Source organism: Paenibacillus xylanexedens (assembly GCF_001908275.1).
Taxonomy (GTDB): Bacteria; Bacillota; Bacilli; order Paenibacillales; family Paenibacillaceae; genus Paenibacillus; species Paenibacillus xylanexedens_A.
Window position 1 is genome coordinate 6,646,880 of sequence record NZ_CP018620.1, and the last position, 23,792, is coordinate 6,670,671.

At 46.9% G+C, this 23,792-nt stretch carries 29 protein-coding genes; 6 read left to right on the forward strand and 23 right to left on the reverse strand.

Features of this window, described 5'->3' with window-relative positions:
- Positions 1-9 precede the first annotated feature (9 nt).
- The 10 genes from gatA to uptA form a co-directional block, all read right to left on the reverse strand.
- The gene (gatA, locus tag BS614_RS29035) at positions 10-1,467 is read right to left on the reverse strand and encodes an Asp-tRNA(Asn)/Glu-tRNA(Gln) amidotransferase subunit GatA (RefSeq protein WP_036667997.1); all 1,458 of its coding nucleotides are present in this window, start codon (positions 1,465-1,467) and stop codon (positions 10-12) included.
- A gap of 27 nt (positions 1,468-1,494) precedes the next feature.
- Positions 1,495-1,782 carry an Asp-tRNA(Asn)/Glu-tRNA(Gln) amidotransferase subunit GatC gene (gatC, locus tag BS614_RS29040; RefSeq protein WP_036607033.1) on the reverse strand — a complete coding sequence of 96 codons (288 nt, stop codon included), beginning with the start codon at positions 1,780-1,782 and terminating at the stop codon, positions 1,495-1,497.
- A gap of 205 nt (positions 1,783-1,987) precedes the next feature.
- The gene (locus BS614_RS29045) at positions 1,988-2,371 is read right to left on the reverse strand and encodes a hypothetical protein (RefSeq protein WP_024631336.1); all 384 of its coding nucleotides are present in this window, start codon (positions 2,369-2,371) and stop codon (positions 1,988-1,990) included.
- A 131-nt stretch (positions 2,372-2,502) separates the two neighbouring features.
- On the reverse strand, positions 2,503-2,733 hold the full coding sequence (locus tag BS614_RS29050; protein WP_210436955.1) for a sigmaY antisigma factor component: 231 nt from the start codon (positions 2,731-2,733) through the stop codon (positions 2,503-2,505).
- A complete protein-coding gene (locus tag BS614_RS29055; protein WP_074096433.1) occupies positions 2,726-3,061 on the reverse strand; it encodes a YxlC family protein in 336 nt (111 codons plus the stop codon). The genes BS614_RS29050 and BS614_RS29055 overlap by 8 nt, the downstream gene beginning before the upstream one ends.
- Positions 3,062-3,063: 2 nt before the next feature.
- Positions 3,064-3,594, reverse strand: a complete 531-nt coding sequence (gene sigY, locus BS614_RS29060; RefSeq protein WP_074096434.1) for an RNA polymerase sigma factor SigY — start codon at positions 3,592-3,594, stop codon at positions 3,064-3,066.
- A gap of 102 nt (positions 3,595-3,696) precedes the next feature.
- Positions 3,697-3,942 (reverse strand): hypothetical protein, encoded by a 246-nt coding sequence (locus BS614_RS29065; RefSeq protein WP_074096435.1) that lies wholly within the window; start codon positions 3,940-3,942, stop codon positions 3,697-3,699.
- Positions 3,943-4,283: 341 nt separating this feature from the next.
- A complete protein-coding gene (locus BS614_RS29070; protein ID WP_062836481.1) occupies positions 4,284-4,916 on the reverse strand; it encodes an MBL fold metallo-hydrolase in 633 nt (210 codons plus the stop codon).
- 6 nt (positions 4,917-4,922) lie between these two features.
- Positions 4,923-5,492, reverse strand: a complete 570-nt coding sequence (locus BS614_RS29075) for a thioredoxin family protein (RefSeq protein ID WP_017692292.1) — start codon at positions 5,490-5,492, stop codon at positions 4,923-4,925.
- A 2-nt stretch (positions 5,493-5,494) separates the two neighbouring features.
- A complete protein-coding gene (gene uptA, locus BS614_RS29080; RefSeq protein ID WP_036607012.1) occupies positions 5,495-6,109 on the reverse strand; it encodes an undecaprenyl phosphate transporter UptA in 615 nt (204 codons plus the stop codon).
- Between the two features lie 160 nt (positions 6,110-6,269).
- On the opposite strand from uptA, the gene BS614_RS29085 reads away from it, so the two are divergent.
- On the forward strand, positions 6,270-6,617 hold the full coding sequence (locus BS614_RS29085) for a dehydrogenase (RefSeq protein ID WP_074096436.1): 348 nt from the start codon (positions 6,270-6,272) through the stop codon (positions 6,615-6,617).
- A gap of 644 nt (positions 6,618-7,261) precedes the next feature.
- On the opposite strand, the gene BS614_RS29090 is transcribed toward BS614_RS29085, so the two are convergent.
- From BS614_RS29090 to yyaC, 5 genes are all read right to left on the reverse strand, one after another.
- On the reverse strand, positions 7,262-9,832 hold the full coding sequence (locus BS614_RS29090) for an O-antigen ligase family protein (protein WP_074096437.1): 2,571 nt from the start codon (positions 9,830-9,832) through the stop codon (positions 7,262-7,264).
- Between the two features lie 191 nt (positions 9,833-10,023).
- Positions 10,024-11,265, reverse strand: a complete 1,242-nt coding sequence (locus BS614_RS29095; protein WP_074096438.1) for a class I SAM-dependent methyltransferase — start codon at positions 11,263-11,265, stop codon at positions 10,024-10,026.
- 96 nt (positions 11,266-11,361) lie between these two features.
- A complete protein-coding gene (locus BS614_RS29100) occupies positions 11,362-12,066 on the reverse strand; it encodes a DUF6483 family protein (protein WP_074096439.1) in 705 nt (234 codons plus the stop codon).
- Between the two features lie 271 nt (positions 12,067-12,337).
- A complete protein-coding gene (locus BS614_RS29105; RefSeq protein ID WP_074096440.1) occupies positions 12,338-13,129 on the reverse strand; it encodes an alpha/beta fold hydrolase in 792 nt (263 codons plus the stop codon).
- A 60-nt stretch (positions 13,130-13,189) separates the two neighbouring features.
- Positions 13,190-13,747: a spore protease YyaC gene (gene yyaC / locus BS614_RS29110; protein ID WP_084174819.1), complete on the reverse strand. Its 558-nt coding sequence runs from the start codon at positions 13,745-13,747 to the stop codon at positions 13,190-13,192.
- 158 nt (positions 13,748-13,905) lie between these two features.
- On the opposite strand from yyaC, the gene BS614_RS29115 reads away from it, so the two are divergent.
- A complete protein-coding gene (locus BS614_RS29115; protein WP_017692283.1) occupies positions 13,906-14,130 on the forward strand; it encodes a DUF1128 domain-containing protein in 225 nt (74 codons plus the stop codon).
- 95 nt (positions 14,131-14,225) lie between these two features.
- Here BS614_RS29115 and BS614_RS29120 read toward each other — a convergent pair whose 3' ends face one another.
- Entirely contained in the window at positions 14,226-14,951 is a 726-nt protein-coding gene (locus BS614_RS29120) for a pirin family protein (protein WP_074096441.1), read from the reverse strand.
- Positions 14,952-15,090: 139 nt separating this feature from the next.
- Positions 15,091-16,110 (reverse strand): asparaginase, encoded by a 1,020-nt coding sequence (locus BS614_RS29125; protein ID WP_074096442.1) that lies wholly within the window; start codon positions 16,108-16,110, stop codon positions 15,091-15,093.
- A 178-nt stretch (positions 16,111-16,288) separates the two neighbouring features.
- Between BS614_RS29125 and BS614_RS29130 the strand changes: the two genes are divergently transcribed.
- From BS614_RS29130 to BS614_RS29145, 4 genes are all read left to right on the forward strand, one after another.
- Complete coding sequence (locus tag BS614_RS29130; RefSeq protein WP_074096443.1) at positions 16,289-16,990, forward strand: phosphatase PAP2 family protein; 702 nt, start codon at positions 16,289-16,291, stop codon at positions 16,988-16,990.
- Between the two features lie 134 nt (positions 16,991-17,124).
- The gene (locus tag BS614_RS29135) at positions 17,125-17,382 is read left to right on the forward strand and encodes a GlsB/YeaQ/YmgE family stress response membrane protein (protein ID WP_017692278.1); all 258 of its coding nucleotides are present in this window, start codon (positions 17,125-17,127) and stop codon (positions 17,380-17,382) included.
- 64 nt (positions 17,383-17,446) lie between these two features.
- Complete coding sequence (locus BS614_RS29140) at positions 17,447-17,854, forward strand: YtxH domain-containing protein (protein ID WP_074096444.1); 408 nt, start codon at positions 17,447-17,449, stop codon at positions 17,852-17,854.
- An 82-nt stretch (positions 17,855-17,936) separates the two neighbouring features.
- Positions 17,937-18,302 carry a DUF5665 domain-containing protein gene (locus tag BS614_RS29145; RefSeq protein ID WP_017692276.1) on the forward strand — a complete coding sequence of 122 codons (366 nt, stop codon included), beginning with the start codon at positions 17,937-17,939 and terminating at the stop codon, positions 18,300-18,302.
- 20 nt (positions 18,303-18,322) lie between these two features.
- Here the strand turns inward: BS614_RS29145 and BS614_RS29150 are convergent, their stop codons facing one another.
- The 6 genes from BS614_RS29150 to BS614_RS29175 all read right to left on the reverse strand — a co-directional run bounded on the left by BS614_RS29150 (position 18,323) and on the right by BS614_RS29175 (position 23,717).
- On the reverse strand, positions 18,323-19,348 hold the full coding sequence (locus BS614_RS29150; RefSeq protein ID WP_074097045.1) for a magnesium transporter CorA family protein: 1,026 nt from the start codon (positions 19,346-19,348) through the stop codon (positions 18,323-18,325).
- 137 nt (positions 19,349-19,485) lie between these two features.
- Positions 19,486-20,259 (reverse strand): sigma-70 family RNA polymerase sigma factor, encoded by a 774-nt coding sequence (locus tag BS614_RS29155; protein ID WP_047841571.1) that lies wholly within the window; start codon positions 20,257-20,259, stop codon positions 19,486-19,488.
- Positions 20,256-20,708 carry an anti-sigma B factor RsbW gene (gene rsbW, locus BS614_RS29160; RefSeq protein WP_036606993.1) on the reverse strand — a complete coding sequence of 151 codons (453 nt, stop codon included), beginning with the start codon at positions 20,706-20,708 and terminating at the stop codon, positions 20,256-20,258. The genes BS614_RS29155 and rsbW overlap by 4 nt, the downstream gene beginning before the upstream one ends.
- An 18-nt stretch (positions 20,709-20,726) precedes the next feature.
- Positions 20,727-21,065: an STAS domain-containing protein gene (locus BS614_RS29165; RefSeq protein WP_036606989.1), complete on the reverse strand. Its 339-nt coding sequence runs from the start codon at positions 21,063-21,065 to the stop codon at positions 20,727-20,729.
- Between the two features lie 86 nt (positions 21,066-21,151).
- The gene (locus BS614_RS29170; protein WP_074096445.1) at positions 21,152-22,828 is read right to left on the reverse strand and encodes a response regulator; all 1,677 of its coding nucleotides are present in this window, start codon (positions 22,826-22,828) and stop codon (positions 21,152-21,154) included.
- A gap of 16 nt (positions 22,829-22,844) precedes the next feature.
- Entirely contained in the window at positions 22,845-23,717 is an 873-nt protein-coding gene (locus tag BS614_RS29175; RefSeq protein WP_074096446.1) for a CheR family methyltransferase, read from the reverse strand.
- Positions 23,718-23,792 lie beyond the last annotated feature (75 nt).

Here is a 23,792-nt window from a genome sequence, read left to right on the forward strand (position 1 = left end):
CCGGGCAGTCTACAGCTGCGGACGCTGCTTGTGGAATTCTGTATTTTGTTCAAACGCATGCGCTACACGCAATACGGTTGTTTCATCAAAGGCTTTACCGATAATCTGCAGGCCAACAGGCAATCCATCCGAGAATCCACATGGAATGCTAACAGCAGGTACACCAGCAAGGTTAACCGGAATAGTCAAAATATCGTTCAGATACATCGTAAGTGGATCATCTACCTGTGAACCCAGTTTGAACGCCGTAGTTGGCGCAGTTGGTCCGATAATCACATCATATTTGGCAAATACATTGTCGAAATCCTGTTTGATCAATGTACGTACCTTCTGTGCTTTCAGATAATAGGCATCATAGTAACCCGAGCTGAGTGCATACGTTCCGAGCATGATACGTCGTTTCACTTCCGGACCAAAGCCTTGACTGCGGGACTGATGGTACAGATCCAACAAGTTATCCGGATTGTCAGCACGCACGCCATAACGTACACCATCAAATCGAGCCAAGTTGGAAGAAGCCTCTGAAGATGCCAGCAGGTAATACGTAGCCACCGCATATTCGGTATGCGGAAGGGATACTTCTTCCCATGTTGCCCCGAGCCCTTCAAGAACTTTCAATGCAGACAAAACTGTCTCTTTCACTTGTGGATCTACGCCTTCACCGATGTATTCTTTCGGAACGGCAATGCGAAGCCCTTTAACATCACCTGTCAGTCCACTCAAATAATCCGGGATCTCTACTTTTGCAGATGTCGAATCTTTGGCGTCATAACCAGCAATGGCCTGCAATACATAAGCAGAATCTTCAACATTTTTCGTCAAAGGACCAATCTGATCCAGGGATGATGCAAATGCTACCAATCCAAAGCGGGAAACAAGTCCGTACGTCGGCTTCAATCCAACAACACCGCAATATGAAGCAGGCTGTCTGATGGAGCCACCTGTATCTGATCCAAGCGTGAAGTACGCTTCTCCCGCAGCCACAGCTGCTGCAGAACCACCGCTGGAACCTCCGGGAACACGATCAAGTGCCCATGGATTACGTACAGGGGAGAAACTTGAATTCTCATTGGAGCCGCCCATGGCAAATTCGTCCATGTTGAGTTTACCAATAGTTACGGTGTCCGCAGCTTTCAATTTCTCGACAACTGTCGCGTCATACACCGGGTCGAAATTACGAAGGAATTGGCTGCCGCACGTCGTGCGCAGTCCATTCGTAACGATGTTATCCTTAATACCTACAGGCAGACCAAAGAGCAAACCTTTCTCCTCGCCGCTAACCAGACGATCATCCAGTTGACGTGCCCGAGCGCGTGCTTGTTCTTCATCCAGTGCCAAATATGCCTTAACTTTATCATCATGCGCGCCAATGTTCTGATACGCCTGATCCACCAGATCGCTGACCGACAGCTCTTTGGCATGCAGCTTGTTATGTAACTCAGGCAAAGATTGTTCAAATAAACTCACAGTTTTTGTCCTCCTTCCGGTTATCCGTTATTCCATTACAGCAGGCACTTTAAACTGCCCGTCTTCTTCTTCCGGTGCATTGCGCATCACCTGTTCAATCGACAGGCTTTCTTTGGTCTCATCTTCACGCATAACATTGCTTACGTGCAGAACGTGAGTGGTGGGTTCGATGTCTTCTGTATCCAGCTCATTCAGCTTTTCTGCATATTTTAAAATCGCGTTCAGCTGACCTGTCAGGGTCTGTTCTTCTTCAGCAGTCAAGTTGAGCCGGGCCAGCTTGGCCACATGCTGAACGTCATTATTCGAAATACTCATTAGCGGATGCCTCCTTCATTCGTTCTGATTCCCGAAACGACCTGAAACGAATCGCTCGTTTAACGGGCTAAAGTCTCAAGATAACTTTTTTCATTATAGGTGAGATAGTTCGACAATTCAATGCAAATGACCTGACAGGCTTCCGGGAAGCTAAAATCAAACTTATAAAATAAAAAAGAGCCGGCATCAGCCGACTCTTAAAATTCTAAATCCATGCACGCAGATTAACCTGCTTTATAAAATCCGCCTGTGACATAACATCGTTCGCGGTTTCCTCTTCCTCTTCCACAGCTTGAAAATCTCCGTTCATCAGATGATGAAACAGCTTCTCATTGTGTGTCGCAAGGGCGTAATCTATCAACGCTTCTCGCTCGACCCGCTCAGCTTCCTGCTTCAGCAGAACCTCTTCCAGATCGACGTCGCCGGATGGAACAAAAAAGTTCCGGTTTACCTGCGGCACTCGAAGCACGTAATCGAACGCATTGTCCGGATTCCGGTCATAAGCGATGATGAAACCATATTCCCCCACAGGAAGATTCTGCTCAAACGCATCCGCGACGATGACAACCTTCTCTCCTAATCGCAGCATCGTCTAACCTCCTGGTAGTCTATCATTAATATTTATTTGTATAGTCTACTAGAAAAGAATAACGATGTCTAGGAATACTAGAATTAAACAACATATTTGTGCAAAATCTTTTTTCCATTTTTAAAATGATGTTATTTCGGATTCCGTTCACCTGGCTTGCGCTGTGATCGAATAACGACAAACCAATATATTATGAGCGGCGTGGGAAATCCTGTGATGCCCCATAATCCCCATAACCAAGGGAAACGTCCACGTCTGCGTGCGTCCTGAAAGATCCATGTGCCCTGAACCAGAAGAAAAATGCCAAGCAATGTAATCCACAGTGGAGAAATCTCATCCAACGAATAATGCATTTTATTCATGACGAACCTCCTTCCGGCGCCGTCCGGCCCAGATCACAGCCAAAATCACCGCAACAGCTGTACCAAGAGCCTGGATTCCCAGATATAGAGCTGGAGCAGATACGAAAAATAATGCCCCAAAGGTAATGGCAAACAGTCCAACCAACCAGAAACATATCATCTCGATCCAATTGGCTCGACGTCTAATCTGTCTCCGTTCCCTGACTTGGGCTTCAAGTGCACCCAAAGAAGGAATACTTGTCGGTTCAAATGCATCATCCAGCACTTTCATGTGTTGCTGCAATCGTTCCACAACTTCTTGTTCTTGTGCATCATCTGATCTGCTCATCCTTATTCCAGCTCCTTTCTTAACTGACGGAGACCATAAGCTGTGCGTGACTTCACCGTTCCCGCAGGAATACCCAGCATTTCCCCGATCTCGTCATACCCGTATCCATAATAATGCTTCAGTAGCACTGCAACACGATGTTCGGGTGTCAGTCTTGTCATCGCATCCATGACATCTGTCCATTCTTCATTCCGAGTCTCAAGCTGCCAGCGGAATCGACGTACAGCCTGATCCCGGATGAGAGTAAGCCAGTTCTGTTCTCTCTTCTTACGTCTTGTCTTATCGATATAGATGCGGGTCGCAATGGTGATCATCCATGATGAAAAGGCAGACGTGCCATCATATCGATGGATATTTTCCATACAACGAATCATCGTATCCTGCACCGTCTCTTCTGCGAGGTTAGCGTCCATTGTCACTTTCACAAGATACTTATACACAAACGTGTAGTGACGTTGCAACAACGCTGCAAGTGCGCTATCGTCTCCCGATACTGCTCTGCGTACCTCTTCCAGCTCAGCTGCCTTTATCATGAAATCACCTGCTTCCCGTTCAATCTGGAGTTAATACGACAGGCTCTGCAGAAACGTTCAATGGAATCAAAAAAAATTAAAACCCGACAATTTCCCGGGCAATCAGACTTGATTCCGGTAATCTTGCAGCTTGTCGAACCACGGTTGGTTGCGGGCTCCGTTTCTTAAAACACGGCTTGCCCATATATTCTGCTGAGACTTCACCACTTCATTGGTCACGCCAGGGTTATGTATTAAAGCTCGCTCAGTACCTGTTTCTCTTTTCCCACTTTCCAATATGCGACGGTTTTCTTCAATGATCGGATACTCGACACGCTGTCCCAACGGAATAACTCTTGTTTTCTCCACTTTGATATCCCCCACTCTCATGATCTACTATTTTTTAAAATTTATTATTTCTAAATCAATCTGTACTTGCTGCTAACTTGCTATTGGTCTAAAACTGGCTTGTGATGAAGCGCATCTTGCATCTCTATGTAGCGTAAAAGAGGCTGATTTCGCGATAAAAAGGGGCTTAAAACAAAAAAAGAACGCAAACCGGGTATAGACCACAGTCTGCGTGCTTCGCGAGGTTGGGTGTTTCTTGGTAATGCTTCAGTTAGATGATGCCTTAACGCTTGTAACAACTAATTGCTATTCTAATGAAAAAGTTGTCACTTGTCCAGACTTTCTTCACATATCATGTCGGATTATCTTGCGGACACGTAAGGATTGTTCTGTTTCTCATAACCAATGGTCGTTTTGGGACCATGACCTGGATATACTTTAACCTCATCAGCAAAGGTGTAAAGCTTGTTCTGGATTGAATCAATCAGATCCCGTTCACGCCCTCCTGTCAGGTCCGTTCTGCCCACACCCATGCGGAACAGCACATCACCCGCAAACAGGTCGTTATCACAAAGCAAACTTACACTGCCTGGGGAATGTCCAGGTGTATGGAACACTTTAAACGTATGACCAATCAGATTCAGCTTCTGCCCTTCGTCCATGGCATATTCAGCAGGATCTGTCGAAAGCGGTGGTGTCGCCTGCGGCCAATTCAAAGATCCATTTAATTTCGGGGTGGTGAGCCAGTCGCTCTCCAAGTCATGAAGATAGACGGGACATCCCTTCAATTTACGGATCTCATCTACCCCGCCCATATGATCAAAGTGAGCATGAGTGAGGAGAATGGCTTCAATCTCCAAGTCTTGGATCGCCTTAAGCAGCGGCCCTGGATTCATGCCTGGGTCGATAATGACGGCTTTGCCCGGATCATCTCCTTGTAGGAGATACGCATTGGTCTGAAGCGGGCCTAATGAAAACGTACGAATGTTAAGCATATCGGCTTAGTAACCCGAAATCAGTTCACGCAGCTCACGGATAATGGCTGCATGTGACTCCGTTCCTTCCCCATAACGTTTACCAATCTCTTGACGCGCCACAGCCAAATTTTCTTGATAATCTGCTGCTTCACGATCCGGATTAAGGCGTTTGAATTCAATCATGACTTCCTGTACATGCTGCGGACGAGGTCCCCACTGACCTAACACATGACCACCTGTATCTGCAAAAATAACGACTGGCACAGAACGGCCACCCATCGTCAGGAACTCATCCATCACTTCGGGATGGTTCTCCATAATCAGAACTTCAGTTGGGATTCCTGAGATTTCAAGCGCCTGGAACACAACCGGAATATTACGGACAACATCCCCGCACCAGTCAGCAGCCAGAATTAACACACGCAGATCATCGCGATGGTTCAGGCTCTCAAAGAACTCACGATCCTCTTCGTTCGACCAAGTAAAGCTATCATAATTGGCCTGGAATTCACTTTGGTTCTTGGTCATACTCTCGATAAAATCTTTCGGTGGCAGACCTTTACCGAATTTGTGAGACAAGTTGGGTTTACCCATGACTAGACACTTCCTTTCTTTTTACGAACATTCATCCATTTAATAAGTACATAAACGATCATAAGGGCGAGAGCGACAAGCAAAATAGGCATAACATATGGTGCCGCTTTCTCATCAATATGCTTCCATTGATCTCCAAGAATCATCCCTAAATATATAAACAATGCAGTCCAAGGTATAACAGCGAGTGTAGTAAGCAAGATGAATTTGCCTGTGTGCATTTTCGTGATGCCAGCCGGGATGGAGATTGCATGTCTTACCACCGGAACAAAACGCGCTGTGAAAATGACACCTGTACCATACTTGCGGAACCACTCCTCGGAATGGTCGATGTGTTTTTTCTGGATGAGTATGTATTTACCGTAGCGTTCAAGTACAGGTCTGCCGCCATAACGGCCAATCCAGTAAATAAATAACTGGGCAATCACACCGCCCACCGTACCAAAAATCATAGCACCGAAGAAGTTGATATTACCTTGTGAAACGAGAAAACCTCCATACGCCAGCACAATTTCGCTTGGGATAACTTCCAACATTAATCCAAGCATGATTCCAAAGTACCCAAGACTTTGAATCCAATCGAACAATTGGCCAACAAGGTTATGAATAAAGTCCATCTCAACCCTCTTTCTCCATCCTGATTGGCGGTGCCCCTCCGCACCATGGATGTTCGTCCCTATTTTATCACAGGGCTGTGGACGTTGCTACATCACGAGGTTAGGATAGTGTCCCGTTTGCAGCAGTCCGCATATGGTATGGGGAGAGGAGCGTGAAAAGATGTCACACAAGTCAATACCCGGTTCTCCGCCGGTCAAACATACGCAATCCGGTCAAAACCTTCCTTCCGCCAGAGGAATTCGCAGGGCATGCAGCAAGGAATTGTACCGGACAGCCAAAAGACTAAAAGTATATGTCTCTCCCGAACGGATGAAGCAGGCAGAAGAATATTATTACGGTAAGGTGATCACAAATCTGCTCTGGATTGGGGAGAATCGCGACAACCGCAAGAAATTATGTGAGTGGTGGAACACGGATGTCAGTGCAGAGATCGCAGCGATGTGGGAAGTAGATGTTGAACCATTAAAAGATGCGTTTCAGCACGCATTTGGCGGTTATCGTCTGTAGATTATGGAGGAATGAGGCAGATAGCTGTGTCTTCAAACCTACTGAAAGACGCAGTAAAGCTGAAGCGAATCTGAACATGTTAGGAACGGGTGAGGGCACGGGCACTGTGTCCTTAAAGTGTGATGTTAATGCCTCCTTCACGTACGAGCAAGCGATAGAGACAACATAAATGCGAATTGCTCACTTATGATGTAAAGCTTCACTTCAGGTGGAATTCAGGGTTGTCCTCTGGCTTGCGGATCGAGCAGAGCATGAAGCCGACCTCCACAGGGAGCATGAATATAAGCTGAGAGTATGAACATAAACACCGAGTAATTTTTCATGCTCAAGCCCACGAGTGGTAACGAATCTGAGGTGTCTTATTCAAGGATTTGAAGCATTTTTAGAAATCTAAGGAATCTGAGACACGTTATCTCGGGATTTTTGGCCTTTTATAACGTTTTTGTTAGGGAGTTTCGGGAAATAACGTGTCTGATGTTCCTTACAATTTAAAAGGAGGAGCTAGAGGCCAAATAAGACGTCCTGTGTTCCTTAGAAAATCGCATACCCATCCGCGAGGAGTAGCCAGCTTGGACTTCCAGACTTTTTAGACGCTGACATCCATCATCATTTCGCTTGGGTTAGCGTCAAGATCCAGCAGCGATTCAAGGGCTCCGCTTGGTCAACTCTGGAGTAAACGGAGGAGAATAAGCCGAAGCAAGCCTGCGCAGGTTCTCTCCATAGCCTGGAGCATGTTCTTCCAGTACAAAACGACGATCATTGCGAACATTTCCTGCTTCCACTTCCTCAGCCAACAGTTGATACCGTTCATACATCTGGACACCAGCGACGGCAGTCTGTCGGGCTCGATCCGTGAGTCCTGCCTTCCATTCCCGCCTCGCTGCCTGCTCCATCCAATACAAAGCCACGGATTGGCCATTGCCTTCATACCGATTCAATGCGATCGCTTGTTCAAAATATTCTCCAGCTTGCTGTCCTTCGTCGAATTGGGCTGCCAATCGTCCCAGTTCGATGTAAATCTGAGGGTGCATCGGGGAATGGGACAAGCTGTTCAAAAGGAGTGATTCTGCTTCTCGTACCGGGAGCGTTCGTGCAAAGGATATCACGATATCCGCTCGATTCGGGTTAGACTGAAGAGCAGCCATAAGATGCACCTTCTGTGCTGGAGTGCCATCCGGTTCAGACATCGCCTGACGGTACTGCACTTCTGCTACGGCATATCGGGAGGTCAGCCAGACTGTTCCACCAATCCAGAAAAGGATGATCATCACTGTGGATACCCTTATTAGCCGAGCAGTTACTCGCTGAAAAATATGAAAGAAGGAACGCATTGAGACAGCTGATGGGTGGGATTGGGTTGGTAAATATCGCAAGAAAAGAGATCTGGATTTAGATCTCAATTTAGATCCCGATTTGGATCTGATAGGAGTGTATTCTACAGTTACGCCGGATCGTTGGACTCCCTCTGTTTCCGTCTTCAATGCAGTTGCCCAAGCACCGAGCCAGATGAAGAGCATCCAAAATAGTGTAAAGCTCCAGTCAAAGTCCATCGCCCCATGCATGCCAAAAATAAGCACGGATGGCATGAGCTGCGGTGCAAAATAAAAGATGCTTCGCAGTGTGAGGAGAAACCACCCTGCGACAAGCACGATGCCGATCATGCCCGTGTCCAGGGCGAGATCGAGCAGGCCGTTGTGGACCTCGCCTCCGACATAAGGCGAGGATTGAATGGCGCGGAACATGTTGCGCCATGTATCCCCACCGTGGCCGAGCCATGCGGCCTCGGTCCATAGCTGGAGGGCGTCCCGCCACATCTGTAGGCGGGACACCCCAGTGCCGACACCCGCCGCGAGGCGATCGGCGGTGGAGGCCACGGCCATCAGTGCGGAGGCGGCTCCCGCCAGCACGATGGCCGTCAGGGCAGCGGCGCGCGGAGCCTTGGCGGCGCTGCCCTGACGGCACAGCAGCAGCGTGCCGAGCAGCGCAGCTGCCCATGCCCCGGCCAGTGCCAGCAGGCCGGGCATGGGTGCAGGCGCCAGCTGGGCAGCAGCCAGCTGGCGGTACAGCCAGGCCGCGCACGCCAGTGGCGCGGCCATGGCCAGCAACAGCGGCAGGCGGGCACCGCGCCGCTGCAAAGCAAAGGCGACGACCGCAGCGCAGCCGGTCGCCAGCCAAGCGCCGCGCGACTCGCTCAGCAGGAGCGCGGCTTGCGCGGGCATGAGCGGCAGCACTGCCGCGATGAGTCGCCCGACCGGCACAGGCCGGGCTATGACTCGCGCGGCGGCTGTCAGCCGCTCCAATGTGTACATGCCAGCAATGGCACCGTACGCATTAGGGTACTGCAATAATCCGCCGAGCCTTGCTCCGGCGGAGCTGATCTCGGGGTCAGCAGTCCGCATCACCCCGAAGGGCAGCGGCAATATCCCGCACACGGCAAGGATGCCGCTTAGCACAAGCAAGCCGCCTGCCATCTGCCAACCGCAGGCTAACCAACGCGCACCATCCGTGCGCGCAGCCAGTATTGCAGTGAGCAGAGTAAACATCGCAAGCAGGCTCCATCGCAGCATCTCATCCATGCTGCCCTGTTTACTCACCGAGCCTACCCATGCATGTAGCCCAAACCAGGTCATCATCCCCAGCGGCCATAATACCCGCCACATTCCTGGAAATCGAAAAATTTTCTCAACGATTCGTTCGAGTCTCCCCCGACCCTGTCCCAATGACATGGGTATTCGTTCACTCGCCTTCTGTGGACGAATACCTACAAGGAAAAGCAAAAACATAATCAATATGCTTCCTCCTGCGATCAAAAGGACAGGGTACAGATCCGCTGAATAGTACAGCCCTCGACTCAGACATCCTGCAAGCAGCAAGACAATGGAGAGTATGCCTACCCCAACAGTCCAACCCCATCCTGAATAACGTTTACACCTCAAACTTTGAGAAAAACTCCCTGACGCATCGGTCTGAATAGCTCCATTTGAATTATTTTTATCCTCTTTTTTATACGTATCATCTTTGTTATATGTATCTTCCCTATTATATGTACTGTCTTTACTACCCTTACTGTCCCCATTACATAAGTCCCTGTTATCTACATATTCTGTACCATTTGCGTGGTGAGACCGTTCAAACGCCTGTTCCATCATTTCCTCATTCGCCGCATACCCTCGTCTATACCTTACAACTCCCTTATGCATTGTCCTATTCTTCATCCTTATACACCCTCCTTCCTTCCACCGCTCCATATGCATAACAAAAAGACAGAAGATCCCGATAACGGGTCCTTCTGTCTGATATACATCTGACAGTTATGATGTTGCTTGCTACGCAGTATGTGCATTGAATATCATTTTACATTCAGGGACCCTAGTTGCAGTATGTCCCTGGATTGGCGTTGGCACACTCAGCAAAGGTCGCAATTTGCGGAATCTTGAACGGTTTCTTTGCTTGATTTCCCACCGGCCTGCTTGCCATCGCCAGGAAGCAAATCTGCACAAGCCCGCTCCAAATAGGGATCGGCATGAATGAAATCACGGAAAGCCGTATATTCATTCCACATCTCCGTCACTTCGCCGGCCTGACCGCGAACAGCACGAATCAATAAGTTTTTAGGCGTATTCTCCATATCGATGAATTCAAGCAATTGTGTCTTGTATCCCATCAGATCAAGCAACTTGGCACGAATCCCATCCGTAGCCAGTGCGGAAAAACGTTCTTTGAGAATACCATGGGACAACAACGGATTCATCACGGAAGCCTCTACTTGATCAAACAGTTCATGCTGACAGCAAGGAACAGACAGAATAACAGAAGCCCCCCAACGAACTGCCTTCTCCAAAGCAGCATCGGTAGCTGTGTCACAGGCATGCAGCGTGACAACCATATCCACTTCATTCAATTCATCGTAGTCCGCGATGTCTCCAACCAGAAACTTCAGATCGCCATAATGCAATCGATTAGCCAGATCATTACAGTGTTCAATTACATCTGCCTTCAAGTCCAACCCAATAATCTTGAGTGAACGACGTTGTTGTACAGACAGATAATGATATAACGCAAATGTCAGATAAGACTTGCCGCAACCAAAATCAACGATGGTCAGTGGACGTCCTTCCGGCAGATGCGGAATGACATCCTGCACCATTTCGAGGAAACGGTTGATCTGTCTGAACTTGTCATACTTACGAGCCAGCACACGACCTTCTTCGTTCATAATACCAAGTTCAACGAGGAACGATACGGGTACGCCCTCTTCCAACACATATTGCTTCTTGCGATTATGCGACAGATCCACCGCAGTTTTGGAAGCAGATTTGGTCAGAATGGATACTTTATATTTTTTGCTGATCAAAATTTGATAGTCTGCCTCGGTCGTACAGAGCAGCCCTTGACGAAACGTCTCTTCGCATAACAAAGTCATGCGCTCTGCCGCTTCAGCCGGAGTCAAATTCTCGTGCAGCACTTTGTTGTTATAATGGAATGCAAATTGATAATGCAGCTGATTCTTCAGTGTCACCGGCTTGACTTGCACTTTGGTATACGAGACATTGTCCCGTCTGCGCAGCTGGCTCCAGGTCGCTGTAATCAGCGAATTCTGTTCAAAGATGTCTTGTATAAGCTTTCGCAATGAATCCACGGGGTACATCTCACTTTCGATTTGGTTTGGTCAACCGTTACCATACCACAATTCCGTTCCCTCTCCAAGTAAAGGCATGTAACAGGCCTTGATCCAATCCATATTTTACGAGTTCATCTCTTGACGACTTAGTTCAGCTAGTCCCTCTTCAACTTCGTTCCGTGGCAGACCGCCCTGCTCCAGTTGTTCATCCGTGAGTGGGCTCAACCTTTCATAGAACGCCTGTACATCATCTCGGTAGCTCACAGGGAATTCAGCACCAAGCTGTAGCAGCCTGTACCAACTGTTCTCTGCCTGGTCATAACGCCCTTGTTGTTCACGATAAAGGGCAAGCTGTCTTTCGGTTCGAGCAGGGAGTTCATATTCTTTCGTAAGCCCCAACACACCCTCAACCCGTTCCGGTGCGTCCAACAACTTGGGATTAGCGCCATGATTCAATGCATACAGGTAAAAATGAAGTGATCTCATCAATCGAATGACAGCCTCATCCTCTGCGTCCATTCTCTCCTGATCATCTATGCCTTCCACTTTGGCCTTCTCTTGATAGATGTAAGCCTCTTCTTCAATCAGCCTCGCGGCTTGCTGCAGATTGTCTACCTCAATCATTCCGCGAAAACGGAACATTTCAATAACATCCTCTGCTGGCAATGAGTTCAGTAGAGATAAGTTCAACCCAAACTGCCTGCGCATCAACTCATCCAGTTCAGACAATGCCTCGGTATGCTTACGTTGCTGTTTGAGCGTGAAAACTTTGCCTATTGCTTCAGTCATTTCCTCCATCATGCGGAGCAGATAATCTTTTCTGAACATGCTGTATGCCCCCTCATCTTTCGACCCTATACATCCAATCATTCTCATATCGTTCCTTTATATTTATTTTAATTCATGCCATGACAAAAAGCCAAAAACAAGACACACGTGTCTTTGCTCTGGACATGAACACACCAAGCCCCTGCCTATCCCAAAGGGACGTGGCAGGGGCTTGGTTGAAATGGAACTGGTTACTCATCCTCCACAAGAGGTTGAATCATCCAGAAACCAAACTATATTCTAATAAAATCAACATAAATCACTTCATCAATTACTTCGATAATCCAGCCATAAATTGTTTAATGACCTGAATTAACTCTTCAGGAGCTTCGTACATGCTCATATGACCTGCACCCGCAATCACGGCTTGCACAATATGTGGCTTGTCACTTGTAAATGTACGTTCTGGCGGGATAACAGCATCCTTCTCTCCCGCTACCAGCAATACAGGTAAAGGTGTAGCCGATAACACATCGCGGCGATCCGGGCGTTCTCGCATAGCAAGTGCAGCACCAACCGCACCTTGAGGAGCAGTCTGGTAACCAATTTCCTTCACACGTGTTACATGCTTAGATAGCGATTCCACATGTTCCGGTGCAAACAGTCCGGGAACCAGTCCATCTACAAAATTTACGATACCTTCGGTCTGAATGGTGGATACAGCGCGCAGGCGTTTTTCCTTGGCTTCTTCACTGTCCGGATAGGCTGTCGAATGAATCAGACCAAATGCATTCAAACGCTCCGGGTGACGTTGTGCAATCGAGAGCGCAATATATCCTCCCATCGAGTGTCCCAAAAGGACCGCTTTTTCCACATTCAACTCATCCATCAACTGTAATACATCGTTGCCCATCTGTTCGATGGTATAACTTCCTACAGGTGCATCTGTTTTTCCGTGTCCACGCAGATCAGGTACGATACAGCGATAGCTGCGTGCCAGTTCAGGTACGACCTCATCCCAATACGCTGAACTGCCACAGTATCCGTGGAGCAAAATGAGTGCTTCTCCCTTACCTTGTTCGGCATAACAAATCGTCGTTCCATCACACATCACTTTTTCCATATGAATCCCTCTCTCTGCGCGAATTAAATAATTCAGGTTGTATATTATTAAGCCTACATATCATGAATGAAACGTTTGTCTCCATTTCCATGCTTTAATTGCGGCGTCTGCAATCGTTCGGGACATCCCCATGACCAAGTGAAGCGAGGTCATCTGCAAAATGGAATAGGGCCTTGGTCCATTCGCATTAACCACAGCTGCTACACTGTATTGTCCAACAGGGGGTAGCTTGCCTCCGACCGATTGGGCCGGAATGAGTGGGTTATTCGAGAGATAGTATGTACCTACCGCCTGCTTTGGACCCAGACATGCATCAATTGCTATGATGGCATGGTGTGCAGGAATAAGTGCCAATTTCTTTTCCAGCGTATCTGCATCACAAGGGGAAGACAGCGTGCCAATCACGTTCTCCATTCCGCTCTCTTGCAGTAAACTTCCTGTCAGTGGACCCAGAGCATCCCCGGTGGAACGATCAGTACCAATGCAGACAAACGTGATTTCAGCTGGAGAATGAAGTTGAACGATGTTTTTGAAAAATAAGATCAAATTCTCTGCAGGCACGCCTTTGCGGACTTCCCTTCCTTGATGGCGAACCATTTCTCGCTTATACGCTGCCAAGCTGTATTCCCTCCAGTGCACTCAGGTTTCCGTTAAATCCTGTTGTTGTATCCATCATTGTAACCGATGCTTGGTTTCCTCGCAAAAGCATTAGCCTGAGCGCTTCCAATCATGATACAATAACAAGAGTTTCCGATACGGAAGGGATGAACTTAACGATGGATTTAACACAAGCAACAGCAGCCAATATGGAATATATGATTGAAGCGATCAAAACCAAACTTCGTATGGCAAGCGGTGCCGCCATGCAAGCTTCTTCATTCCCACTTGAGAAATATGAAGATCTGTTTGACCTGTATGAAATGATTTTGAGCAAGGAACATCTCAGTATCTCTGAAGTGGAAGCTGTCGCTTCGGAACTGGGTAATCTTCGTAAATCCTAAGCAAAAAAGGACCTGTTTTCCACATCACCGTGGGAACAGGTCCTTTTTCACATGTTTATATTTCCAGACTATCTTTTAAGGAATACATCCCATCCTTAAGGCAGGTCAACCAAAACAAATTCGGCAGGTTCACTGTCTGTGCTCGTGATTTGCAGATCACAGCATTTGCGAATTCGTGCGGCATCCCCCGGCTTGAGGTTGAAGTTACCATCCGAACAATGAATCTCTACATGTCCACTGATCAGGAAAAGATGTGTCCGTCGATCTTCGTGTTGCGGGTACATCAACTTTTTCCCGGACTCCAAATGGGAGAGGTAACAGGTTACATCCTGGGAAATAGGCAATGCGCCTTCACTTCCCTCGCCCCCTTGCCCGGATACAATCGGACATAGACGATTCAAATACTCCTGCGGCTCTATTCTCCGATTCGTATAGGAAGGTTTCAGCATACGCTCCGATGGCAAAAACCACATCTGTAGGAAACGTACCGGTTCATCCGCTGACGGATTGGTCTCGGAGTGTTCCACTCCTGTCCCCGCACTCATCACCTGGACCGTACCCGGTTCAAGCAATTGTTCTGTTCCCATACTATCCGTATGTTTGAGTGTACCTGATATGACATAACTGACAAGTTCAAGATCATGATGTGGATGTTTCTTAAAGCCTTCTTGCGGCATCAGCGTGTTTTCATTATGAGCCAACAGACAGCCAAAATGGGCGTTGCTTGGATCATCATAATCCGCAAAGGAAAAGCTGAATTCACTGTGTATCCAACCTCGATCCGACGTGTGCCTTTCTTCCGATGTCACCACTTTAATCATGTTCATCCACCTCCAAGGGTTTAGAGCTGCCACATTACCGCGGCAGTCCATGCGTGTATATGAATTGTATAGATGAATACCAGTTGGTATGTCATCTTTACCCGGGGGCCGGCAACTCTAATCACGCCCCTTCTTAAGGTTATACGCTATCTTCAAGTGAGTGGAGAATGAACTCACTATCTGCATGACCTACAAGGGTACCCGCATCATTTCGGATGTCCGAAGGGAACACTTCAGCCAATCGTGCAATGGTTCTCTCATTGGAATAACCAATCTGTCTCAGGATGGATTGGGTAATGAAGGCCCACTCTTCCTCGGAACCATCAAGCACCTTGAAGGTGATTCCCAGTCTTTCTTTTTTCAGACCAAAACCGAATACCCCCTTGAATCCACCCTTCGCTACAATGTTATCGTCTTCCAGCAGCACTGAATCTACACGCTCCGTGCCACCAACCATCAACGGATGTTCATTCATAGCTGATGTTATGGTCTCTACAGCTGTTCTTGTGGAAGGATCAGCGATAAGATCCGGACAAGCGAGCTTCAGATAAGCGTTCGACAATGCCGACAACGGCAAAGAAAATACCGGAAAGCCGCAGCCATCCGTCCCAAGCTCAATCTCTTTTTCCTCAATACCTGCCAGGCCGGCAAAGGTTTCAAGAATTTCTCGTTGTACCGGATGATCCGGTTCAGCGTAACTACCCAGGTCAACCTGCTTCATCTGACTGTACCCCAGAATTCCCAGATGTTTTCCGGAGCAGTTGTGCAAGATGCGCCGTTTCTCTCCTTGTGCACGTAACCATTGATTACGGCTTTCTTCATTAAGCGGATAGCTTGGTGCACAGATCAGGCATTCTTCTCCCAATCCGATTTTACCGGATAGCTGCTCCAACACTCGGATATGTTCCGGTTCTGAACGATGCGAAGAGGACATAATGGCAATCTCCTGTGCTGATAGGCCATAGTGACTGGCAATTCCTGCCCGAATACCTGGAATGGCTTGAAAAGGTTTGGCAGATGAGCGAGTGAACGCTCTAAAATGAGGGTCACCAGCCAAGTATACGATTCGGCCATACTCGTCCGTAATACTTATGTGTCCGTAATGGGCGCATTCCATAACGCCTGCACGGTATTCTTTAATTAACAAGGCACTCTCCATGCGAGTTCTCTCCTTTGTGCTCCCGAATTCATCTCTGCTTTGCGTCACGACGCCGCATGGGATATCTTAAATAGTATAGTACAAAAGCGACGTTTTTACAGTTTTTTCGACAGGTATTTCGGGTATAGCTTTATCAATCTATGTTCACCTACTACAACTACTGAAGGAGAAACTCACTATGCCGCGCAAAACGTATTCATCAGCCTCATTCAGTTCAACTCCCGGCACGTTGTTACGTCCACTCCTCAAATGGGGTTTGGCTGGTCTGGCCCTCAGCGCATCGGTCGTATTTATCCTGGCAGGTCTGGGTGCCTGGTTGGGTGCTGATGTTATTATTCGTCTGGATGATCAAATTCAGCAATTATTTTATCTGAATTCAGATTCTCGTCTTCATCTATTCCCTTACACTGCATTCATAACCGCACTGGGTTCATTCAAAATCTCTGCTGTGGCTGCAGGAGGGTTTGCTCTTCTTTTCTTCATTCAACGCAGTCCAAGGTTTGTTGTATATGGATATGCGCTCACGGGAAGTTTTGCCATGATGTGGATTCTGAACACGTTATTGAAGGAATTTTTCAGACGAAGCAGACCTGAACTGGATCATCTGCTGGTCGTTCACGGGTACAGCTTTCCCAGCGGACATGCCATGATCTCCATGGGCTTCTACGGCATGCTCTTTGTAATCTGGGCCATTGAACGGCAGCGACATAACACTTCCGGTGTGTGGCTTCCTGTTCTATGTGGTATCAGTTTTATTTTATTGATTGGCCTCAGCCGGATCATGTTGGGCGTTCATTATCCTACGGATGTATTTACTGGATTTGCCGCTGGTTTGGCATGGATCTTCTGCATGGTTAAAGGCATTAAACAAAGCCGCTAAAGAATGAATTCCTCTGATTTCCAGTTCATTCATCCTCATCTTTATTGTTTCACAGGGTTGCACGGGGTTTATATACGAAGTAAGCAAACGCGAACAGACAACATCCTACATCAAGTTTAAAGGAGGCGGTTGTTATGTGGGGCATCATTATCAGCATTGTGATGGCTGTCATCATCGGTTTGATCGGAGATGCACTTGCCGGTCACAACATGCCTGGAGGCATAATCGGTGCAATGATTGCCGGATTTGCCGGAGCCTGGCTGGGAGCACTTTTGCTTGGTAACTGGGGACCAGTTATCGGTAACTTTGCCATTATCCCTGCCATCATTGGTACAGCGCTCTTTGTTTTCTTGCTGGGGCTTGTGTCCAGACTGCTAAGACAGGCTGCCTGATTCGGGCAACAAGGTGTTCGTTGTTTCGTATTTGTTTCTTAATTTGAAGAAGGAGTGATTAGACATGAATAAAGCAGAAGAGCAATATCCTGTACAGACGGGTTCGACTTTCGCAAAAGGTATTTTCATCGGAGGTTTGCTGGGAGCTGCAGCAGCACTACTCTTTGCGCCTAAACCGGGACGTGAGTTGCGTGGTGACCTTTCCGAGAAAGTAGGCATGGTTACTGACCGCACTAAAGAAGTTGCAACCGTTGTAGGTGATAGAGCATCTGAACTGGCTAAAACGGTCTCATCCAAAACTTCCGATATTGCCAAAACAGTAAACCAAGGCCGCAATGATGTAATGGAATCTGTGAGAAAAGCATCCGCAGATGTGGCTAACGAAGCATCCCGTGCATCTGAAGAAGTGGCTGCCGCTTCCGTAGAAGCGAAGGAAGATGCACGTAAGGAACTTAACTCGACTAGCCTGTAAGGTTATACAGATCGAGTGACCAATAGCCAGCTGCACTCCAGCTGGCTATTTTTTATCCAATGCGAGTTGAGGGGGAAAAATCATGAGTAAAGTTACAATTAACGGTAATACTCCAATTACGGGAGGAACACCAGCACAGCAGTATGATACAAGCGAGCATCCTTTTGAATTGCGGCACGAGGTAAAACGATTGAACACACGTCTGGACCAGATTGCGGACAGTCTGGAGAGAGCACAGATCAAGGATATTATTGAGAATTACAGCAGTCCCAAAAAGCGGATTATTACCAACTTTACAGCAGGTATGGCACGAGGACTCGGTCTGACCGTAGGTACCTTTGTTGTTCTGGGTCTGCTCGCGTTCATTCTCAGCCAATTCGTCAATATGCCGATTGTCGGACAATATATCGCTGACTTGCTTGGTTATATTGAAGATTACAAAAACTAAGAGGACTAGCCAACAGTAGGCTATCCCTTACGCTTTTCCGTTGCTTCTTTTTTCTCTGTCTCTTCAGCTGAAGGCTGTGAGGACTTCACTTTGAGCAGATCTCCTGTCCAGCCTTTCATCATCAGCCATACATACATGCTGATCATGCTTAAGATAATAACAACAAGGACCAGTACAACTCCCCATGATTTATCGATAAAGGGCAGGTTCTCAAAGTTCATCCCCCATATCGCGCCAGCTGCCGTGGCAGGTATGAACACAGCAGTAACAATGGTCAGTGTCTTCATAATCTCATTCCCACGAACCCCTGAGATGGCATTATCAATAGAGATTAAGGTGTCAATCTCTTTCTCATAATGATTGAACAGACGCTCCATACGTTCCACACGATATTGAAGCTGGAGAAAGAAACGATTGTCTTTCATCTCACTCAGATAAGCTTCATGGGCAGCGGCCATGAGTTCCGAGTACGGGATAAACAGATTGCTCCAGTATAACAATTCAAATCGGGCAGCGAGAATCTGGTCCATCAAGGTACGTGCATTACGAGACTCCATCTTCCGTTCCAGATCACGCAGGTTCATCTCAAAGTGATCCATACCCACATGGTAGTAATGCAGTATAGCTCGAAAAAGTACAAACATCCCGTCCCTGGCTTCACTACATTGCTGTAACATATGGGCACGTTCATCCGTCTTCATAATACCTCGTGTATTGTCATCCATATTCAAGGTAACCAGGTTATTGCGATCGACATAGAAAAACATCTGATTATCTTGACGTTTGTCATCTCTCTCATTCTTGACCGCATACAACAATGAACCAAATATGACTGGTTCTTTACCATTCACGAAACGTACGGACAAATAATTCGATTCCACTTCCGGAATCTTATGAAGCCAATACCGCATATCCGGAAACGCCTCTGTCAGCTCCTCCAACGCATCGTTCATGCTATCGGTGTCAGGTGCAACCCAATCCCACCATTGCCAATGGTCCGAGCAAGATAACTTGTCACGGCGAGCTTCCAACTTGATTTGGTTCATAATCACTTTATCCACTCCTGCACTCATGTTCTTCATTGCATGCCCATCTTTTTGATCCCAAAAAGGACACGTATGCATTTCAGCGCATTGACGTGTCCTTCTTTATGCCGTACTCAACAACATTAGGGTTCCATTTTTCATAACATTGAAGCATTAGACATGATCTGTTTCAATTTCTCTGTAGCTCGCTTCTGAATCCGAGATACACTCATCTGTGAAACACCAAGCTTCTGGGCAATTGCCCGCTGAGATTGGCCATCCTGGAATGCTAGAATAAGTACCTGCTGTTCTTGTTCCTTCAATTGTCCCAATGCCTGTTGCAAGTCCATCCGTTTTTCGACCGAATCATAGTCATTAACATCTGCACTGATCAGTTCTCCCAATGTTGCTGCACTGTCATCCTGAGATAAAGGGGAATCCAGTGATACATAGTGGTAACATTCCCGACCAGCCAGAACTTCAATCGTCTCTTCTGCAGTCAGATCAAGGTATTCAGCAATTTCGTTCACACCAGGTGAGCGCTCCAGCTTCACGGTTAACTCATCAATGGCATGTTGCACGAGGGCTCCCTTTTCCTTAATCCTCCGGGGTACCTGAATATACCAGGATTTGTCACGCAAGTAGTTCTTCATATGACCGATCATGCTCTTCATGGCATAAGGTTCAAACGGAATACCTAGGTTGATATCGTATTGCTTGAGCAAACGAATCAAAGCCATCTGCCCGGTCTGATACAAGTCTTCGTATAGATCGGGGCGATTCCGAGCGATTTTACCTGCTGCCATCTTGACCATTGGTTCATATTTACGGATGAGAACTGTTGCAATTTCATTATCTTGGGTCTGCTGGTATTCCCAGATCAAACCTATAGCTTCAGACATGGACTCTGGGGGAGTCACTTTTTCATTCATACTTTCTCCTCACTTCTTGCAAGACGTTTTACGAGTACTACTTTCGTACCTTTGCCCGTCTCACTTTCCACACTGACATCGTCCATCAAGGCTTGCATCAGGTAGAACCCAAGTCCGCCAATCTGTGCTTCTGTCAGTTCTTTGTCGTGTAGACCGGCACGTGACACAGCAGGGTTCATGTTCTCGAAGCTGGCACCTTCGTCCTTGACAATAATGGACAATGTTTCGCCATCCACTTCGAATACAACTTCAACCATGCCGCCTTCGTGTGAGTAGGCATACAATACAGAGTTGTTACAGGCCTCGGATACAGCAACTTTCATATCCTCAATGTCTTCGTAGGAAAATCCCATTTTGGATGCTACTCCATAGAGATTGAGTCTTACAATATCAACGTAATCAGCTGTCGCAGGTAAATTAAGGGTGACTCTTTGAACTTCTGCATTCATTCCTTTTTCGATCCTTTCCTATTGGGAATTCTTCTGTGTGACAAAGAATTTGGCGATGCCCGTCATGTCAAAAAGTTTCTGAATCTGCGCAGGAACTTCCTGTACTTCAAAGCGAGCTTCCATTCCATGTCTGGCCTTCAGAACAGATAACAGGATACCAATACCTGTACTATCGATATACTTCAATTCTTTCATGTTAATCACAAGATCCTGTTCCTTGTTATCCACGAGCGGCTCCATCACCAAGCGGAAGTCAGGAGCAACCGACAAATCCAGTTCGCCAGTCAGATACACCGTGCACACGCCGTCCTGAGTTTCAGTTCTTGCATTGAATTTTTCATTTTTATTTGTATTCATTAGACATCTCTCTCCTGATCAATGGTTTCCTTACCTAATAACCCAACTTCAGCACAAGTGAATCAGAAAGAAGTTTGGAAAATGTTTCAATTGGCCTGATTCATGGCTGAAGGGCCTGGGTCTAACATTTGTCGTTGTTTCTGAAACTGGGCTATTTTCTGTTTTACATTGCCCATTTTCACCGGTTTACTAATATAATCATCCATGCCGGCAGCAATACAGCGCTGCTGAATACCTTCCATCACGTTAGCAGTCATGGCTATAATGATTGGCTGATTAGACTGGGACAGACTCTCTCGAATCCGCCGTGTACATTCCAAACCGTCCATCACAGGCATCTGCAGATCCATAAACACATAGTCATAGGGATAACGGCTGCCGTTTACCATATCGAGTGCGCTCTGCCCATCTTCAGCAATGTCTGAGAGCAACCCAAGCTTACCGAGCATAATCGCCATCAACTTCTGGTTAATAGGATGATCATCCACAATTAATACCGTAGGATATTTATTCTCATTTTTCACATCCGTTGGCTTCTCTTCCCCGTTCCTCTGGACCAGTTCAGTTTCTACATAACGTTTCGCCTGAATTGTAAATACAAACGTCGCTCCCCGTTGCTCTGTTGTATCCAGATAGATCTGTCCACCCATCATTTCAACCAGAGTCTTGCATATTGCCAGTCCTAAGCCAGTTCCACCGTATTTACGTGTCATGGATGTATCCAGCTGGGAAAATGGCTGGAACAGGCGATCAACTTTGTCTGAAGCGATACCTATCCCGGTGTCTTTAACAGCAAACTCCAATGCCATTTGGCCGTCTTTTTCTTCATTCACTGACACGATCAGATATACTCCACCCTGGTCGGTAAATTTAATCGCATTGGCAATAAGATTCAAGAGAACCTGACGGAGCCTCGCCATATCTCCGTAGATTAATTCAGGGACAGAATCTTCCAGGAAATAATCCAGTTCCAGGTTCTTTTTGCCTGCTTCTGCAGCAAATAATCCCAACACTTCCCGAATACAGGAGACAATTTCAAAAGGATGCTCTTCAAGTTCCATTTTGCCAGATTCCATCTTGGTAAAATCAAGAATGTCGTTGATGACCGTAACGAGTGCATCTGCACTGCGACGAACGATGTCTGCATATTCCTTCTGATCTTCCCTCAGTTCCGTCTCCATCAGCAGATCAACCATGCCGATAACTCCGTTCATTGGTGTACGAATCTCATGACTCATCATCGCCAGGAACTCGGTCTTTGCATTGGCCGCAATTTCTGCTTCTTCCTTGGCCTGAATGAGTTGTTGGTTCATCTTCTCCAATTCCTGTGTCTTCTGGTGAAGAAGCATGGTCTGTGTCTTCAAACGTTTATTGGTGATAAACATCTCCACAAAGCCCTCGATTTTGGATTTCAAAATCTGAGGAATAAATGGCTTAACCATGTAATCAATGGCCCCGGCTGAATATCCGGCAAACAAGTGCTCCGCTTCTCTACTATTCGCAGAGATGAATATAATCGGCACATCCTTGGACTTGTCCCGTGCCTTTATTAACTTTGCTGTCTCAATTCCGTCCATTCCAGGCATCTGCACATCGAGAACGATAACCGCAAATTCGTCTTTTAGCAGACAGCGGAGTGCCTCTTCTCCGGAAGTTGCCTTAACGAGTTTATATTGTTCCGATTCCAGAACTGCTTCAAGAGCAAGCAAGTTCTCAGGGCGGTCATCTACCAATAATATGTGGATTGGTTCATTGAGCCCCATGGCTAACCTTAACCCCCTATTTGATCTTCCGGTATATTTTTTCGGTCCGGTCTAACGGCTCATAGGTATCACTGAACTCTGTAAAATGTATCGATTCTTTCGACCCCAGAACCAGAATACCAAAGTGGCTCAAGCTCTCATGAAACAGCCCATGCACATGGTTCCGCAGTTCATCATTAAAATAAATCATGACATTACGGCAAAAGATAACATTAAACTCGTTAAATGACCGGTCTGTTGCCAGGTTGTGCTCGGCGAAAATGATGTTCTTCCTTAGAAAAGGATGAAATATCACCGAATTGTATTTCGCTGTATAGTACTCGGAGAAGGCTCTGGTACCCCCTGCCTCCAAATAATTTGTAGTAAATAGTTTCATTTTCTCAATACCATATACGCCTTCTTTGGCCTGTTGCAAAGAGCGATCATTCATATCCGTTGCGTAGATTCTTGCCTTGTCATACAGTCCTTCCTCATGCAACATGATCGCCATGGAATAAACTTCCTCTCCCGTAGAGCATCCCGCATGCCATATTCGGATATACGGGTAGGTTCTCAGGATAGGAATAATCTGTTCCCGAAACATTCGGAAAAGCGAAGGATCTCGAAACATTTCCGTTACAGGGATGGATAAGTTCTGTACAAAACGGTCAAACGCGGAACGGTCATGAAGAACACGCTCCTGCAAGCCGGATATGCTCTTAACACCTTCAGCATGTGCATGATGCCAGATTCTTCGTTTCAGGGATGGCAGTGCATAGTTTCTAAAATCATATCCATATAAACGGTGCATGCCTTCCAACAGCAACTCAATCTCGATCAGCTCGCGTTCTTCATCTTGCGGCATACGGACCAAATCTGCCCCCGTCTCGGTAGGTTCCCACGGTGTCATAAGTTCTCTCCACTTCTTCATTTGTTACTTGCGTATTCGTCGTATTGTCTTTCATTACCCAAACAATGAGCATAC

Excerpts from the sequence above, each read along its gene's own strand:
- gatC (WP_036607033.1), bottom strand. The coding sequence starts at position 1,782 with ATGAGTATTTCGAATAATGACGTTCAGCATGTGGCCAAGCTGGCCCGG.
- BS614_RS29045 (WP_024631336.1), bottom strand. The coding sequence starts at position 2,371 with ATGCTGCGATTAGGAGAGAAGGTTGTCATCGTCGCGGATGCGTTTGAG.
- BS614_RS29050 (WP_210436955.1), bottom strand. The coding sequence starts at position 2,733 with ATGAATAAAATGCATTATTCGTTGGATGAGATTTCTCCACTGTGGATT.
- BS614_RS29055 (WP_074096433.1), bottom strand. The coding sequence starts at position 3,061 with ATGAGCAGATCAGATGATGCACAAGAACAAGAAGTTGTGGAACGATTG.
- sigY (WP_074096434.1), bottom strand. The coding sequence starts at position 3,594 with ATGATAAAGGCAGCTGAGCTGGAAGAGGTACGCAGAGCAGTATCGGGA.
- BS614_RS29070 (WP_062836481.1), bottom strand. The coding sequence starts at position 4,916 with ATGCTTAACATTCGTACGTTTTCATTAGGCCCGCTTCAGACCAATGCG.
- BS614_RS29075 (WP_017692292.1), bottom strand. The coding sequence starts at position 5,492 with ATGGGTAAACCCAACTTGTCTCACAAATTCGGTAAAGGTCTGCCACCG.
- uptA (WP_036607012.1), bottom strand. The coding sequence starts at position 6,109 with ATGGACTTTATTCATAACCTTGTTGGCCAATTGTTCGATTGGATTCAA.
- BS614_RS29085 (WP_074096436.1), top strand. The coding sequence starts at position 6,270 with ATGTCACACAAGTCAATACCCGGTTCTCCGCCGGTCAAACATACGCAA.
- BS614_RS29090 (WP_074096437.1), bottom strand. The coding sequence starts at position 9,832 with ATGAAGAATAGGACAATGCATAAGGGAGTTGTAAGGTATAGACGAGGG.
- BS614_RS29095 (WP_074096438.1), bottom strand. The coding sequence starts at position 11,265 with ATGTACCCCGTGGATTCATTGCGAAAGCTTATACAAGACATCTTTGAA.
- BS614_RS29100 (WP_074096439.1), bottom strand. The coding sequence starts at position 12,066 with ATGTTCAGAAAAGATTATCTGCTCCGCATGATGGAGGAAATGACTGAA.
- BS614_RS29105 (WP_074096440.1), bottom strand. The coding sequence starts at position 13,129 with ATGGAAAAAGTGATGTGTGATGGAACGACGATTTGTTATGCCGAACAA.
- BS614_RS29115 (WP_017692283.1), top strand. The coding sequence starts at position 13,906 with ATGGATTTAACACAAGCAACAGCAGCCAATATGGAATATATGATTGAA.
- BS614_RS29120 (WP_074096441.1), bottom strand. The coding sequence starts at position 14,951 with ATGATTAAAGTGGTGACATCGGAAGAAAGGCACACGTCGGATCGAGGT.
- BS614_RS29125 (WP_074096442.1), bottom strand. The coding sequence starts at position 16,110 with ATGGAGAGTGCCTTGTTAATTAAAGAATACCGTGCAGGCGTTATGGAA.
- BS614_RS29130 (WP_074096443.1), top strand. The coding sequence starts at position 16,289 with ATGCCGCGCAAAACGTATTCATCAGCCTCATTCAGTTCAACTCCCGGC.
- BS614_RS29135 (WP_017692278.1), top strand. The coding sequence starts at position 17,125 with ATGTGGGGCATCATTATCAGCATTGTGATGGCTGTCATCATCGGTTTG.
- BS614_RS29140 (WP_074096444.1), top strand. The coding sequence starts at position 17,447 with ATGAATAAAGCAGAAGAGCAATATCCTGTACAGACGGGTTCGACTTTC.
- BS614_RS29145 (WP_017692276.1), top strand. The coding sequence starts at position 17,937 with ATGAGTAAAGTTACAATTAACGGTAATACTCCAATTACGGGAGGAACA.
- BS614_RS29150 (WP_074097045.1), bottom strand. The coding sequence starts at position 19,348 with ATGAACCAAATCAAGTTGGAAGCTCGCCGTGACAAGTTATCTTGCTCG.
- BS614_RS29155 (WP_047841571.1), bottom strand. The coding sequence starts at position 20,259 with ATGAATGAAAAAGTGACTCCCCCAGAGTCCATGTCTGAAGCTATAGGT.
- rsbW (WP_036606993.1), bottom strand. The coding sequence starts at position 20,708 with ATGAATGCAGAAGTTCAAAGAGTCACCCTTAATTTACCTGCGACAGCT.
- BS614_RS29165 (WP_036606989.1), bottom strand. The coding sequence starts at position 21,065 with ATGAATACAAATAAAAATGAAAAATTCAATGCAAGAACTGAAACTCAG.
- BS614_RS29170 (WP_074096445.1), bottom strand. The coding sequence starts at position 22,828 with ATGGGGCTCAATGAACCAATCCACATATTATTGGTAGATGACCGCCCT.
- BS614_RS29175 (WP_074096446.1), bottom strand. The coding sequence starts at position 23,717 with ATGACACCGTGGGAACCTACCGAGACGGGGGCAGATTTGGTCCGTATG.